The sequence below is a fragment of the Bacillus sp. FSL K6-3154 genome (assembly GCF_040869395.1).
Lineage (GTDB): Bacteria > Bacillota > Bacilli > Bacillales > Bacillaceae > Bacillus > Bacillus safensis.
In genome coordinates this window covers 146,347-160,053 of record NZ_CP152033.1, presented here as the reverse complement: position 1 = coordinate 160,053, position 13,707 = coordinate 146,347, and the positions used below count along the sequence as shown (strand labels likewise).

14 protein-coding genes are annotated in these 13,707 nt (G+C 41.4%); 11 read left to right on the top strand and 3 right to left on the bottom strand.

The genetic code is table 11. The annotated features are described in order from the left end of the window. Nucleotides 1–13 precede the first annotated feature (13 nt). A complete protein-coding gene (locus MHH61_RS00910) occupies nucleotides 14–478 on the top strand; it encodes a chemotaxis protein CheW (protein WP_024422912.1) in 465 nt (154 codons plus the stop codon). A 36-nt stretch (nucleotides 479–514) separates the two neighbouring features. On the opposite strand, the gene MHH61_RS00905 is transcribed toward MHH61_RS00910, so the two are convergent. Both MHH61_RS00905 and MHH61_RS00900 read right to left on the bottom strand, forming a co-directional pair. After that, entirely contained in the window at nucleotides 515–1,294 is a 780-nt protein-coding gene (locus MHH61_RS00905; RefSeq protein ID WP_046312291.1) for a membrane protein insertase YidC, read from the bottom strand. Nucleotides 1,295–1,361: 67 nt separating this feature from the next. Next, nucleotides 1,362–1,643, bottom strand: coding sequence for a hypothetical protein (locus tag MHH61_RS00900; RefSeq protein WP_024422910.1), 282 nt, complete (start codon nucleotides 1,641–1,643; stop codon nucleotides 1,362–1,364). A 179-nt stretch (nucleotides 1,644–1,822) separates the two neighbouring features. Between MHH61_RS00900 and MHH61_RS00895 the strand changes: the two genes are divergently transcribed. The 10 genes from MHH61_RS00895 (at nucleotide 1,823) to MHH61_RS00850 (ending at nucleotide 12,109) form a co-directional block, all read left to right on the top strand. Then, the gene (locus tag MHH61_RS00895; protein ID WP_125587259.1) at nucleotides 1,823–2,815 is read left to right on the top strand and encodes a carbon-nitrogen hydrolase family protein; all 993 of its coding nucleotides are present in this window, start codon (nucleotides 1,823–1,825) and stop codon (nucleotides 2,813–2,815) included. A gap of 149 nt (nucleotides 2,816–2,964) precedes the next feature. Next, nucleotides 2,965–4,209 carry a DNA polymerase IV gene (locus MHH61_RS00890; RefSeq protein WP_073208362.1) on the top strand — a complete coding sequence of 415 codons (1,245 nt, stop codon included), beginning with the start codon at nucleotides 2,965–2,967 and terminating at the stop codon, nucleotides 4,207–4,209. A 98-nt stretch (nucleotides 4,210–4,307) separates the two neighbouring features. After that, entirely contained in the window at nucleotides 4,308–5,717 is a 1,410-nt protein-coding gene (gene gndA / locus MHH61_RS00885; RefSeq protein WP_024428028.1) for an NADP-dependent phosphogluconate dehydrogenase, read from the top strand. Between the two features lie 116 nt (nucleotides 5,718–5,833). Beyond that, entirely contained in the window at nucleotides 5,834–6,682 is an 849-nt protein-coding gene (locus MHH61_RS00880) for a GRP family sugar transporter (RefSeq protein WP_025093008.1), read from the top strand. A gap of 12 nt (nucleotides 6,683–6,694) precedes the next feature. Then, entirely contained in the window at nucleotides 6,695–7,480 is a 786-nt protein-coding gene (locus MHH61_RS00875; RefSeq protein WP_034622353.1) for an SDR family oxidoreductase, read from the top strand. 307 nt (nucleotides 7,481–7,787) lie between these two features. Next, nucleotides 7,788–8,099: a PTS sugar transporter subunit IIB gene (locus tag MHH61_RS00870; protein WP_024422905.1), complete on the top strand. Its 312-nt coding sequence runs from the start codon at nucleotides 7,788–7,790 to the stop codon at nucleotides 8,097–8,099. 3 nt (nucleotides 8,100–8,102) lie between these two features. Further along, complete coding sequence (locus MHH61_RS00865; RefSeq protein ID WP_024422904.1) at nucleotides 8,103–8,435, top strand: PTS lactose/cellobiose transporter subunit IIA; 333 nt, start codon at nucleotides 8,103–8,105, stop codon at nucleotides 8,433–8,435. Nucleotides 8,436–8,460: 25 nt separating this feature from the next. After that, complete coding sequence (gene celB, locus MHH61_RS00860; protein ID WP_024428031.1) at nucleotides 8,461–9,807, top strand: PTS cellobiose transporter subunit IIC; 1,347 nt, start codon at nucleotides 8,461–8,463, stop codon at nucleotides 9,805–9,807. Further along, nucleotides 9,791–11,197 carry a glycoside hydrolase family 1 protein gene (locus MHH61_RS00855; protein WP_125587260.1) on the top strand — a complete coding sequence of 469 codons (1,407 nt, stop codon included), beginning with the start codon at nucleotides 9,791–9,793 and terminating at the stop codon, nucleotides 11,195–11,197. The genes celB and MHH61_RS00855 overlap by 17 nt, the downstream gene beginning before the upstream one ends. Before the next feature lie 189 nt (nucleotides 11,198–11,386). Further along, a complete protein-coding gene (locus tag MHH61_RS00850) occupies nucleotides 11,387–12,109 on the top strand; it encodes a GntR family transcriptional regulator (RefSeq protein ID WP_024428032.1) in 723 nt (240 codons plus the stop codon). A gap of 47 nt (nucleotides 12,110–12,156) precedes the next feature. On the opposite strand, the gene zwf is transcribed toward MHH61_RS00850, so the two are convergent. Further along, nucleotides 12,157–13,632 carry a glucose-6-phosphate dehydrogenase gene (gene zwf / locus MHH61_RS00845; protein ID WP_024428033.1) on the bottom strand — a complete coding sequence of 492 codons (1,476 nt, stop codon included), beginning with the start codon at nucleotides 13,630–13,632 and terminating at the stop codon, nucleotides 12,157–12,159. Nucleotides 13,633–13,707 lie beyond the last annotated feature (75 nt).

Genomic DNA, 13,707 nt, shown 5'->3' with positions numbered 1-13,707 from the left:
GGCAGGAGACTCTGTGAGCACGCAAAAGATTATTATTTTTCAGGTGGGGCAAGAGGAGTTTGGCATCAGTGTAGAGCATATTCGTTCGATTGAGAAGGTCCCTTACTTACAAGAAGTATCGAACCTTCCAAAAGAAATTAAAGGGCTGATGTCATTAAGAGGAGAGGTCATTCCTGTCAGTGATACAGGCGTGATGCTTCACGGAAAGCCTCTTGATGTGAACGAGCAGTCCAAGGTGCTGCTATTTGAAGTAAACGATCAAATGATTGGCTGTCTTGTCTCAGATGCAAAAGATATCATCGATATCGAGCAAAGCGAGATCAAGCCATTTCATATGAACACGAAGGCCTCTGAATATTTCTTCGGCGTTGTGGAGAGAGAAAACAAAATGATTTTACAAGTGGACCCAAATAAGTTCCTTGGGAAAATTGAGGACCTCGATCAATTGCCAGACCGGTTGAAAGAAGAATTGGCATAATGAAAAACCCCTTATCTAAAGATAAGGGGTTTATTTTTATTCAGCAGCTGGTTTGGCTTGTTCGTTAGCCGCAGCTTTCGTTTTTGATTTTTGGTACATGACATTTAAAATAATCGTTTGAATCGTGAGTAATAGTCCGCTTGTCATCCAGTATAAAGGAAGAGCAGCGGGTGCATTGATTGAAAGAAACAGCATCATGATTGGGAAAATCATGCCCATTACTTTCGCTTGCTTCAGCGCAGCCTCTGTCTGAGTGCCTGATTGCTTCGCATATTTTTGTGTGACATAAAATTGCAAGAAATACATAGCCCCTGCAAAGACTGCCACCAATAAATCGGTTTGTCCCAAGTTAAACCATAAGAACGTATGAGTTGCGATCTCAGGTGTTGAGCGGATCGCCGAGTAAAAGCCAAGAACAATTGGAATTTGAATCAGCATAGGCAGACAGCCCATCGCCAGCGGGTTCACATTGTTCTCTTTATATACTTTCATCATTTCCATTTGCAGTTCTTTTTGTTTTTCAGGATCTTTTGTTTTCTTCAGTTTGCTTTGTATTTGGTCAATCTGAGGTTTCACCAGTGCCATTTTTTCCTGCATGACTCGTTGCTTCTTAAATTGGTTCGCAAAAAGCGGGAAAATCAGCAGGCGGACAATCAAGGTGACGAACATAATGGATAAACCATAATCATCATGGAAAAAGTTCGCAAGCCAAATGATCAGCTCAGAAAAAGGCTGAACAAAATAATGATGGAAAAACCCATCAGAGCTCGTATTCGTTTGCGCACTCGCTGCAAATGCAGGTGACGCAATCATCATCAAACATAAAGTCGTAAAAACAGTCAATAAACGTTTCAATTCGTTTCCTCCTCATGATTAAAAAAATTTAATTAGTGAGAGGAAGCGAATGGTCTTCATCATCATTTGATGATCTTTTCATTCGAATGACTTTACTAATCCAAGTTGTAATGCGATCGTATATGATAAACAGAAAGTCTGTTCGATTCAAGCAAGATGCGTCCAACTCTTCCAAACGATGTCCACCAAGGTGTTCGTTCATACGGCAGTCTTTTAGTAAAAACGCAATGCCGATGGCCGTCAGCGCTGGAAGAATAATCGTAAAGAATTCAACAAGGAAAAAGACTTCATTGAATGTATCAATAATCATGATTATCACATCCATTTCATTACTCACAGTGTACTATACACATGGTTAAATGTCTAACACAACCACGTGTTTTCTCTATTAAATAAAATTCCTTATTTTGTATAAAATAGTAAATGTCATCCAAACTTCATATTTCCTATCCTATAATGAGGGGGATAAAAGAAATGGAGGTTTTGAATATGACAAGTATTTACCCAAAGTTTCGAGCAGCTGCCGTGCAAGCAGCACCTGTCTACTTAAATTTGGAAGCAAGCGTTGAGAAATCATGTGAACTGATCGACGAGGCAGCTTCAAATGGTGCAAAGCTTGTGGCATTCCCAGAAGCATTTTTACCTGGTTATCCTTGGTTTGCTTTTATTGGTCATCCAGAATATACGAGAAAGTTCTATCATGAATTATATAAAAATGCCGTTGAAATCCCTAGCTTAGCCATTCAAAAAATAAGTGAGGCAGCAAAAAGAAATGAAACGTACGTTTGTATATCATGCAGTGAAAAAGATGGCGGCTCTCTCTATTTAGCTCAGCTTTGGTTTAATCCAAATGGGGATTTAATAGGAAAACACCGGAAAATGAGAGCTTCTGTAGCAGAAAGACTCATTTGGGGGGATGGAAGTGGAAGTATGATGCCGGTCTTTCAAACTGACATTGGAAACCTTGGCGGATTGATGTGCTGGGAGCATCAAGTCCCGCTTGATCTTATGGCGATGAATGCTCAAAATGAGCAAGTACATGTAGCCTCTTGGCCAGGTTATTTTGACGATGAAATTTCAAGCAGATATTATGCCATCGCGACACAGACATTTGTGCTGATGACATCATCTATATATACGGAAGAAATGAAAGAAATGATTTGTTTAACGCAGGAGCAAAGAGATTACTTTGAAACATTTAAGAGCGGGCATACGTGCATTTACGGGCCGGACGGGGAACCGATCAGTGATATGGTTCCTGCTGAAACGGAAGGAATTGCTTACGCTGAAATTGATGTAGAAAGAGTCATTGATTACAAGTATTATATTGATCCGGCTGGACACTACTCCAATCAAAGTTTGAGTATGAATTTTAATCAACAGCCCACTCCGGTTGTGAAACATTTACATCATCAAAAAAATGAAGTATTCACATATGAGGACATTCAATATCAACATGGTATACTTGAAGAAAAAGTGTAAATGGACGTGGAACCTTCTCTTTTTTAGAGAAGGTTTTTTTGAGGAAAGATGAAATAAATCAATGTATAATTGAGCGTAAAAGGGATCCATCATGTTTGATATATTAAAAAACAGCTGATCAAAATACAGGTAGACAAGAAAATGGGGTTATGCCAATGTCAAATATTATTTTTCATATAGACATGAATGCTTTTTATGCCAATGTAGAAATGGCGTATGATCCTTCTTTGCGAGGGAAACCTTTAGCCATCAGCGGAAATGCAAAAGAGCGTAAAGGGATTGTTGTGACGTGCAGCTACGAGGCAAGAGCACTAGGTGTGAAGCCCCCGATGCCTTTGTGGGAGGCGAAGCGGCTATGTCCGGGACTCATTGTCCGCACACCGAACTTTGACCGGTACCGCAGCTCCTCACAAGAGATGTTTACAATACTAAGAGAATACAGTGATTTAGTCGAACCTGTATCGATTGATGAGGGCTATATTGATTTAACACATACGCCATATGCCGAGCATGCGGTAAAAACGGCTCATGATATTCAAACAAGGCTTGTAGAGGAACTGATGCTTCCTTCAAGTATCGGCATTGCACCGAATAAATTTTTAGCGAAAATGGCGTCTAATTGGAAAAAGCCAATGGGCATCACCATATTGCGTAAACGAGATGTTCCGAACATGCTCTGGCCGCTCCCTGCTGGTGATATGCACGGGGTTGGACAAAAAACGGCAGAGAAATTAAAAAAAATCGGAATTCATACCATTGAAGACTTAGCGAAAGCGAATGAGTATACGCTAAAAGAATTGCTTGGCATTAATGGACCGAGATTAAAGCAAAAGGCGAATGGTGAACATGACGGCATCGTAGACCCAGAAAGAATATACGAATTTAAATCCGTCGGCAATTCATCTACTCTGCCTCATGATTCTGATGATTCAGATGAACTTGTCACGTTAATTGATAAGCTGTCACAATCTGTGAGTGTAAGGTTAAGGAGAAAAGAAGTGATGGCGAACCGGCTGCTCATCATGATTCGGTATGCAAGCTGGAAAAATATCACGCGAAGTGTCATGCTTACGAATCCAACGGATCGAAAGGAAGACATATTTGAAGCGGCAAAGCAGTTATTCCTTAAACATTGGAATGACCAGCCAGTGAGGCTCTTAGGTGTGACGGGGACAGACCTTGTCGAACGAAAAGCAGCTGTTAAACAGCTTGATTTATTTTCATATACAGAAGATGCAAAAGAAGAGCCTCTCCAAACCATTTTAGATGGACTGAAAGAAAAATATGGAAAGTCATTGGTGCAAAGAGGGATCACTATTAAGGAAAAAGAGAGCAAAACAAGCGGGACAAGTTTTAATAAAGATTTTTTTCAGGACGAAAGAGGAAATGACTAGCCTGAAAACTTGATAAAAGAGGTGATGTTGTGGTAATTTCAAAGGGTACATCATTTCAGCAGTAATCAATATAGTGTGTTAGAAGGGACGTCAGAATTATGTCAAAACAACAAATCGGTGTGGTTGGACTAGCCGTTATGGGGAAAAACCTTGCCCTCAATATTGAAAGCCGCGGTTTCTCCGTATCCGTTTATAACAGATCTAGCAGCAAAACAGAAGAGTTTCTTCAAGAAGCAGAAGGAAAAAACGTTGTTGGCACATACAGCATCGAAGAATTTGTTCAGTCGCTTGAAACACCGCGTAAAATTCTTTTAATGGTAAAAGCTGGTGCAGCAACGGATGCAACCATTCAATCATTACTTCCTCACCTAGAGAAAGGTGACATTTTAATTGATGGTGGAAATACATATTACAAGGATACACAAAGACGTAACCAAGAGCTTGCAGAAAGTGGTATTCACTTCATTGGTACAGGTGTTTCCGGCGGTGAAGAAGGCGCGCTAAAAGGTCCTTCCATCATGCCAGGCGGTCAAAAAGAAGCGCATGAGCTAGTGAAACCAATTTTAGAAGCGATCTCTGCGAAAGTAGATGGCGAGCCTTGTACAACGTATATCGGCCCAGATGGAGCAGGACATTATGTCAAAATGGTTCATAACGGTATCGAGTACGGAGATATGCAATTGATCTCTGAATCATACTTTATCTTGAAGCATGTTGCTGGATTATCAGCAGGGGAGCTTCATGAAGTATTCTCAGAGTGGAATAAAGGCGAGCTTGACAGCTATTTAATCGAAATTACAGCTGACATTTTCACAAAAGTGGATGAGGAAACAAACCAGCCGCTTGTGGATGTGATCTTAGATAAAGCTGGTCAAAAAGGAACTGGAAAATGGACAAGCAAAAGCTCACTTGATCTAGGTGTCCCGCTTCCAATCATTACTGAGTCTGTTTTTGCGCGCTACATTTCAGCAATGAAAGATGAGCGTGTGGAAGCAAGTCAATTGATCGAAGGTCCAGAGCCAGCACAATCAGCTGAGAATAAACAAGAGCTGATCGAAGCAGTTAGAAAAGCCCTATTCATGAGTAAAATCTGCTCTTACGCACAAGGCTTTGCGCAAATGAAAGCAGCGTCTGATGAATATAACTGGGATTTGAAATACGGTGAAATTGCGATGATCTTCCGCGGCGGATGTATCATTCGTGCAGCCTTCTTACAACAAATTAAAGAAGCGTATGACCGTAATCCTGAACTGAAAAACCTATTGCTTGATCCATACTTTAAGGATATTGCTCAAAACTATCAATCATCACTTCGTAAAGTCATTTCACTTGCAGTGGAACAAGGAGTGCCTGTTCCTTCATTCTCAAGTGCACTTGCTTACTTTGATAGCTATCGCACAGCTGTCCTTCCAGCGAATTTAATTCAAGCACAGCGTGACTATTTCGGTGCACATACGTATGAGCGTACAGATAAAGAAGGCGTATTCCATACTGAATGGATGAAATAAATAGAGAACGACTGAAAAACCTTGCCTTTGGTAAGGTTTTTTTGTTTGTATCTTTTCGGCTAAAAATGTGAAAAAGAGGGATGCTATGTAAAAAAGACAAGAAAGTAGGGATAGAAGTGGGCATCTTATATGCACTTCTCCCAGCGATATTTTGGGGAAGTATTGTTCTCATCAGTGTCAAACTAGGCGGGAATGCGTATCAGCAAACCCTTGGCATTACGCTCGGCGCGTTTTTATTTTCGATTGCAGCCTTTTTCATCAAAATGCCAGAGCTGACACCGCTTATTTTTGCGGTTTCCGTCATTTCAGGCATCTTCTGGAGTATTGGACAAATGAATCAGCTTTCAAGTGTTGCTTTTCTCGGTGTGTCTAAAGCGGTTCCCTTATCAACGGGCATGCAGCTTGTGAGCACAACGCTATTTGGCGTCATGGTCTTCAAAGAATGGCAGACGATGACGGTCATACTCATTGGTTCTTGCGCCATTTTACTGATCATTGCAGGTGTTGTGATGACATCGCTCGGCCAAAAAAAGAATGGCGGCGGGAATGGCAGAGGCAATTTTAAAAAAGGGATCATTATTCTGCTCATCTCAACTGTTGGCTACGTCGGATATGTCGTCATTTTAAGATGGTTTGATATTGATGGCTGGTCTGCACTTGTCCCGCAATCCGTCGGTATGCTGCTTTCATCCTTAGCGATTAGTTTAAAACAGGACCCATTTAGTAAATATACGTTTAGAAATATCATTGCCGGTCTTGTTTGGTCAACAGGAAATCTTGGGCTGCTTTTGGCCATTCCATTAATCGGCGTAGCCGTAAGCTTTTCGATGTCACAAACAGGGATTGTCATCTCAACACTAGGCGGCATTTATTTATTAAAAGAGAAAGCATCTAGAACAAGCTTTGTCATTGCAGGCTGCTTGATGATTATTGCAGGCGGTGTGCTGCTAGGCTTTACAAAATAGGAGGTTACACGAATGTATCCAGATTTAGAAGGAAAAACAGTTCTGATTACAGGTGCAGGTACAGGGATTGGCCAAGCGATGGCCCGCCGATTTGGACAAGAAAAAGCCAATGTGGTGATTAATTACTTCTCTGATAAAGAAAATCCGGATGATACCATTGCAGAAATTCAAAAGCATGGCGGACAGGCTGTGAAAATCAAGGGAGACGTATCAAAGGAAGAGGATATGCAGGCGATGATTGATAAAGCCGTTGATACATTCGGCAGTCTTGATGTGATGATCAATAACGCAGGCATTGAAAATGAAGTACCCTCTACAGAAATGACGCTGGATAATTGGAACAAAGTAATGTCTACCAATTTAACAGGCATGTTTCTAGGGTGCCGTGATGCACTGAAGTATATGACAGATCATGGGATAGAAGGCTCGATCATTAATATGTCGTCGGTTCATCAGCAAATTCCTTGGCCTCATTTCGTGCATTATGCAGCCAGTAAAGGAGGCGCAAAGCTTTTGACAGAAACATTGGCGCTTGAATATGCCCCTAAAAAAATCCGTGTAAACAGCATTGCACCAGGCGCCATTGATACCCCGATTAATGCGGAGAAATTCGATGATCCAGCATTGAAAAAAGGCGTGATTGAGCTGATTCCAATCGGCTATATTGGAAAGCCGGAAGAAGTGGCAGCATGTGCTGTCTGGCTGGCATCAAAAGAAGCGAGCTATGTCACAGGCTTGACGTTATATGTAGACGGCGGCATGACTAAGTATCCTGGGTTCCAGGCAGGAAAAGGATAAGACAATGAAGACAAATTAGCGTGTAGACAAACCCTCGCATTCGGTGTCAGGTTTGCGCTCCGGTGCTCACGAATGTCAAATTCGCTCCGCTCCTGCCCAGACCGCAAAGGTTTTCTATCACGCTGAAAAGAAGACAAAGGGTTAAAATCAAGCATTTTAGCCCTTTGTCAACAATCTGAACGAGCGTAAAATACGCTCTTTTTTTATATTAAATACATACAAATGAAATTAAATGTCTAGACATTTAAAAATAAAAATATATAATATTAATTGGAAGCGCTTTTATTACAACAATGGGGTGAGAGAAATGAAACGTATTTTATTAGCATGCAGTTCGGGAATGTCTACGAGTTTACTAGTGACAAAAATGAAAGCACATGCCGATTCAATTGGGGACGAAGCAGAAATTTGGGCAGTTGGTCAAGATCAAGCAAAAAAAGAAATGGCGAATGCAGATGTTGTGTTAATCGGACCGCAAATGAGCTTTTTAAAAGGAGACCTCCAAAAAGAAGCAACAAAATACGGGATTGAGGTAGAGGTCATTGATATGCAGGCATACGGGCTTGCCGATGGACAAAAAGCATATGAACAGGCACTTACATTGATGGGGGAATCTTAAAGGATGGAAAAGAAAACACTCGAAGGGCTCACGGAGGAACAAGTGAGCTTTCAATTGATCTTACACAGCGGGAATGCACGCAGCAAATTGCTTCAGGCTCTGAAACAATATCGAGAAGGTCTAGAAGAAGAAGCTTTTAGTCATATGAAAGAAGCGGAAGAAGATTTACGGCTTGCACATGACATCCATTTTCAACTCGTGCAGAAAGAGGCAGGCGGAGAAACAACATCCTTTTCCTTATTGCTCATGCACGCTGAAGATCATTTAATGTCGACCATTACCATCAAGGAGCTTGTGGGAGAGCTTCTGCCGATATTCCAATCGCTTAAACAATAAAGGGTGTAAACAAGGGGGGAAACCAATGTTTGATAAAATAAGTGCCATTTTGGTTCCGATTGCTGGGAGATTGAACAACAACCGATATTTAGGCGTATTACGTGATGCCTTTATGCTTGCGTTCCCGCTCACCATCTTTGGTTCCATTATGGTTGTGCTGATGAATTTGCCATTTTTAGATAGAATCATGAGTAAAACCGTACTGGAGGGCGTCCAGTCTGCACTGAATATCGCACCAAGTGCGACCATCAGCATTATGAGTGTGTTTGTTGTATTTGGGATTGGCTACTATTTATCAAAAAGCTATGATGTAGAAGCTGTCTTTGGCGGCGTGATTGCTTTAGCCTCTTTCTTGCTTCTAACTCCGTTTTTACTAGAACAAGAAGGCGGTGCAACGATTGCAGGCGTTATCCCAGTTGATCGTTTAGGTGCAAAGGGGATGTTCCTAGGAATGATCACAGGCTTTTTGTCTGCTGAAATTTATCGTTATTTTGTCCAAAAGAAATTTGTGATCAATATGCCGCAAGGGGTTCCGCCAGCTGTTTCCAAGTCTTTTGCTGCACTGATCCCGGCTACTTTGACACTTACAACCTTTTTGCTCATTAATATCATCATTACACAAGGCTTCAAAACAAATATGCATGATTTGATTTATCATGCCATTCAGGCGCCGCTTGTCGGTCTTGGAAGCGGTATTATTCCGACGTTGATCGCTGTTTTCTTTATACAAATTCTTTGGTTCTTTGGGCTTCATGGCCAAATTATTATCAACTCTGTCATGGATCCGATTTGGAATACATTGTCCATTCAAAACCTAGAGAGCTACACAAAAACAGGTGAGGTTCCTAATATCATCAGCAAGCAGTTTATTGAAATCTATACGGTTGGAATGGGTGGAACCGGTATGACGCTTGCTGTTGTGTTTACGATTTTAATTTTCCTGAAAAGTAAGCAATTAAAACAAGTAGCCAAGCTAGGCTTAGGACCAGGATTATTTAACGTCAATGAACCGATTATCTTCGGTTTACCGATTGTCATGAATCCGCTTATTCTCATTCCGTGGATTTTGGCGCCAATGGTCATTACATGTATTACTTATTTTGCGATGGCATCAGGCATTGTACCGCCGCCGACAGGCGTGAATATCCCATGGACAGTGCCGATCTTTATTAGCGGAATGATGGCAACAAATTCACTAGCGGGCGGTCTGCTTCAGTTGTTTAACCTGATGATTGTGTTTGTCATTTGGTTCCCGTTCCTGAAATTTATTGACCGTATGAATGTGAAAAATGAAAAAATAACGACAACTGAAAAAACGAAGGCAGCAAACATCAAAGGTGAAGGAGACTCAATACATGTCGATGGAAACTAACAAGCAATCATATACATTTCCAGAAGGTTTCTGGTGGGGATCTTCTGCTTCTGCGACGCAAACAGAAGGCAGCGTCCCCGGCGATGGAAAGGGACCGAACATTTGGGATCATTGGTTTGAACAAGAGCCAACTCGTTTTTTTGATGGCGTAGGACCAGACGTGACATCTCAATTTTATCGAAAATATAAAGAGGATATCCGTCTCATGAAAGAAATTGGCCACAATTCATTTCGGCTGTCGATTTCATGGTCACGCCTTTTACCAGAAGGAACAGGTGCTGTGAATGAAGAAGCGGTATCTTTTTATAATGATGTGATCAATGAACTGATTGCACATGATATCGAGCCGTTTGTGAACCTATACCATTTCGATATGCCAATGGCACTGCAGGAGAAAGGCGGCTGGGTGAACAGACAGGTGGTCGATGATTATGTGAGCTATGCAACATTATGCTTCCAATTATTTGGCGACCGGGTGAAAAAATGGTTTACCCATAACGAACCGATTGTTCCTGTAGAAGGCGGATATATGTATAGCTTTCATTATCCAAACGAAGTTGATTTCCAAAAGGCTGTACAGGTCGGTTTTCATGAACTTTTATCAAATGCGAAGGCGATTGCGGCTTATAAAAAGCTGCAACAAGGCGGTAAGATTGGCATCATCCTAAACCTGACTCCTTCGTACCCGCGAAGCCAGCATCCGCGCGATGTAGAAGCAGCAGAGGTGGCCGATGCTTTCTTTAACCGTTCCTTCTTAGATCCTGCGGTGAAGGGGCATTTCCCGGAAAAGCTAGTAGAAGTCTTAAAGAAAGAAGGCTTTATGCCAAGTATGGAAGAAGGGGACCTTGAGCTCATTCGAGAGAATACGATTGATCTTCTTGGCATCAACTATTATCAGCCAAGAAGAGTGAAAGCGAAAGAGCATATGCCGCATCCTCAAGCACCATTTATGCCGAACCATTATTTTGATTCTTTTGAGATGCCGGGAAGAAAAATGAATGTGTACCGAGGCTGGGAAATCTATGAAAAGGGCATTTACGACATATTGAAAAAAGTCCAAACAGACTATGATAATATTGAATGCTTTATTTCTGAAAATGGAATGGGCGTCGAAGGAGAAGAGCGGTTTAAGGATGAAGAAGGAATGATTCATGACGATTACCGCATTGACTTTATTTCTGAGCATCTCAAATGGGTGCATCAAGCCATTCAAGAAGGAAGCAATGTGAAAGGCTATCATCTATGGACCTTTATGGACAACTGGTCCTGGTCGAATGCATATAAAAATCGTTATGGATTTGTCTCAGTTGATCTTCAAAAAGACGGGAAACGAACGATTAAGAAAAGCGGATACTGGTTTCAATCCGTTTCAAAGAATAACGGTTTTTAATCAAAATACTTGCTCTTTCCTTGAAAAGAGCAAGTATTTTTCTTATGTGACGGTAAGTGGATGAAACAAAAATGGCTGGCACCTTTTAAGCTCACATCCCTTAGTGTAAAATGAGAGGAAGGCTAAAAAACGCCATATTTCCTTCTAGAATAAAGCGCTATGAAAAAACAAGTCAGTTGGTGGTGTGAGATGAAGAAGTACGAACTCATTTCAGAAGAAATCAGAAAACGAATAGGAACAGCCTATTATCCAGAAGATCAACCCATTCCAGATGAAAACTCGCTTGCCGCCGAATTTCAATGCAGCAGAATGACAATGAAACGTGCGCTTGATCTTCTCGTTGCAGAAGGTCTGCTCTTTAGAAAAAGAGGCCACGGTACATTTATTGTAAAGGCAGCGCTCAATCAAGGAGCAATCAATGTATCAGGCCATGAAAATAAAGGGTTCACAAAGGTCATGGCGGATAAAAACGTCACGACTCAAATCATTCATTTTGATGTCCATTTTCCAAGCGAAGAGGTGGCAGCCCATCTATCTATTGACTCAACCACACCTGTTTATGATATCATCCGGCTCCGTCTTGTGGATGAAGAGCCTTACGTATTAGAAAAAACGTTTATGCCTGTCAATCTCATTAAGGGCATAGATGAAGAAGTTCTACTGGGTTCTATCTATGGCTACATTTCAAATGAGCTTCATTTAAAAATAGCAGGTGCGCACAAGAAAATTAGGGCGGCTAAATCAGATCAGCTGGATCAGCAGTATTTAGGGTGTGACCCAACAGATCCTGTGCTTGAAGTCGAGCAGGTTGCTTATTTAAACGCAGGGCAGCCGTTTGAATACTCATTTAGCCATCATCGCTATGATAAATTTGACTTTTCAACGGTTGAAATCACGAAAACAGGACGTTAAAAAAAGAGCAGAACCCCCAAGGGAGACTGCTCTTTTTTCATTTGATTTTATATATTCCACCAATGGTATCCATCTTTTTCTAGAAGCTCATCAGCTTCTTTCGGTCCCATAGAACCAGCAGGATAATTTGGTTTTAATGTTTTGCTTTCTGCCCATTTCTCAGAAATCGGATCAACGAAGTTCCAAGAAAGTGCCACCTCGTCCCAGTGAGCAAAGTTTGTTGCATCGCCTAGCAAGCAGTCATGAATCAGCTTTTCATATGCTTCTGGGGTATTCATGATGTCGTTATAGTTTGTTTGGTAGTCAAGCTTAATCGGTTTCGCATACGTGCCGCCATCGAGCTTGCGAGCATTCAGGTGAAGGGTGATGCCTTCATCTGGCTGAATATGAATGACGAGTAAGTTTGGATGCATGGCATTTCCGTTTCCATAGTACAGGTTCATTGGAATGTCTTTAAATTGAACTACGATTTGAGTAGATTTCTTTTCTAACCGTTTTCCTGTTCGAATGTAAAATGGCACCCCGGCCCATCTAAAGTTATCAATCAGCAGTTTCCCTGCCACAAATGTTTCTGTGTTTGAGTTCGGGTCAACATTTTGCTCTTTCAGATAAGAAGGAACCTCGCTGCCATCAATCGTACCAGTATCATACTGTCCGCGGACAAAGAATTGATCGACCTCATCTTTAGAAAAAGGACGAAGAGCGCGCAATACTTTCCGTTTTTCGCTGCGGATTTCCTCTGTATTGAGTTTAATTGGCGGCTCCATTGCTAAAAGGGCAACCATTTGAAGCATATGGTTTTGGACCATATCTCTTAGTGCACCAGAATTTTCGTAATATCGAGCCCGGTCTTCAACCCCTAATGATTCACTGGATGTAATTTGAATGTTTGAGATATAGCGGTTTGTCCAAAGCGGTTCAAAGATAGCATTCGCAAAGCGGATGACCTCAATGTTTTGAACCATTTGTTTACCAAGGTAGTGGTCAATACGATAAATTTGATCTTCTGTGAATGCATCACGAATTTCTTCATTTAATGTTTTGGCACTTGGCAGATCATGCCCAAATGGCTTTTCAATGACAAGTCGTGACCAGCCGGTTGTTTCTGATACGCCCTCACTCTTTAGGAACTTCGCAATCGTTCCGAAGAATTCCGGTGCCATAGCTAAATAGAACATGCGGTTATTTGGAATACTGTACGTATCTTCAAGACCTGTTAGAAGCGTGTTAAGCGATTGATAGGAAGCAGGGCTTGATACGTCAAAATCGTGATAATAGAAATGTGAAATGAATTCTTCTGTTTTCGCTTCTGCATCATCAGAAGAAACAGATTCCTTTACCACAGCTCTGAGGTCCTCATGAGACCATGGACGGCGTCCAACTCCGACAACAGCGAATTGATCACCCAGCTTTCCGCTATGATAAAGTCTATGTATAGAAGGGTAGAGCTTGCGTTTGGCAAGGTCTCCTGTTGCGCCAAAAATGACAATGACTGCTTTAGGGTTGTTAGTTTCTGTATTCACGAGAAGTACCTCACTTTATTCGTAGCATTGTTGTAAAAACCGAGAATGTATGTACATTTTCTTTATTTTAAAGGT

What these genes read in the sequence shown, in the direction of transcription:
- MHH61_RS00865 (WP_024422904.1), top strand. Translation starts at nt 8,103, where the DNA reads ATGGAAAAGAAAACACTCGAAGGGCTCACGGAGGAACAAGTGAGCTTT.
- MHH61_RS00900 (WP_024422910.1), bottom strand. Translation starts at nt 1,643, where the DNA reads ATGATTATTGATACATTCAATGAAGTCTTTTTCCTTGTTGAATTCTTT.
- gndA (WP_024428028.1), top strand. Translation starts at nt 4,308, where the DNA reads ATGTCAAAACAACAAATCGGTGTGGTTGGACTAGCCGTTATGGGGAAA.
- celB (WP_024428031.1), top strand. Translation starts at nt 8,461, where the DNA reads ATGTTTGATAAAATAAGTGCCATTTTGGTTCCGATTGCTGGGAGATTG.
- MHH61_RS00855 (WP_125587260.1), top strand. Translation starts at nt 9,791, where the DNA reads ATGTCGATGGAAACTAACAAGCAATCATATACATTTCCAGAAGGTTTC.
- MHH61_RS00895 (WP_125587259.1), top strand. Translation starts at nt 1,823, where the DNA reads ATGACAAGTATTTACCCAAAGTTTCGAGCAGCTGCCGTGCAAGCAGCA.
- MHH61_RS00905 (WP_046312291.1), bottom strand. Translation starts at nt 1,294, where the DNA reads ATGATGATTGCGTCACCTGCATTTGCAGCGAGTGCGCAAACGAATACG.
- MHH61_RS00870 (WP_024422905.1), top strand. Translation starts at nt 7,788, where the DNA reads ATGAAACGTATTTTATTAGCATGCAGTTCGGGAATGTCTACGAGTTTA.
- MHH61_RS00850 (WP_024428032.1), top strand. Translation starts at nt 11,387, where the DNA reads ATGAAGAAGTACGAACTCATTTCAGAAGAAATCAGAAAACGAATAGGA.
- MHH61_RS00875 (WP_034622353.1), top strand. Translation starts at nt 6,695, where the DNA reads ATGTATCCAGATTTAGAAGGAAAAACAGTTCTGATTACAGGTGCAGGT.
- MHH61_RS00890 (WP_073208362.1), top strand. Translation starts at nt 2,965, where the DNA reads ATGCCAATGTCAAATATTATTTTTCATATAGACATGAATGCTTTTTAT.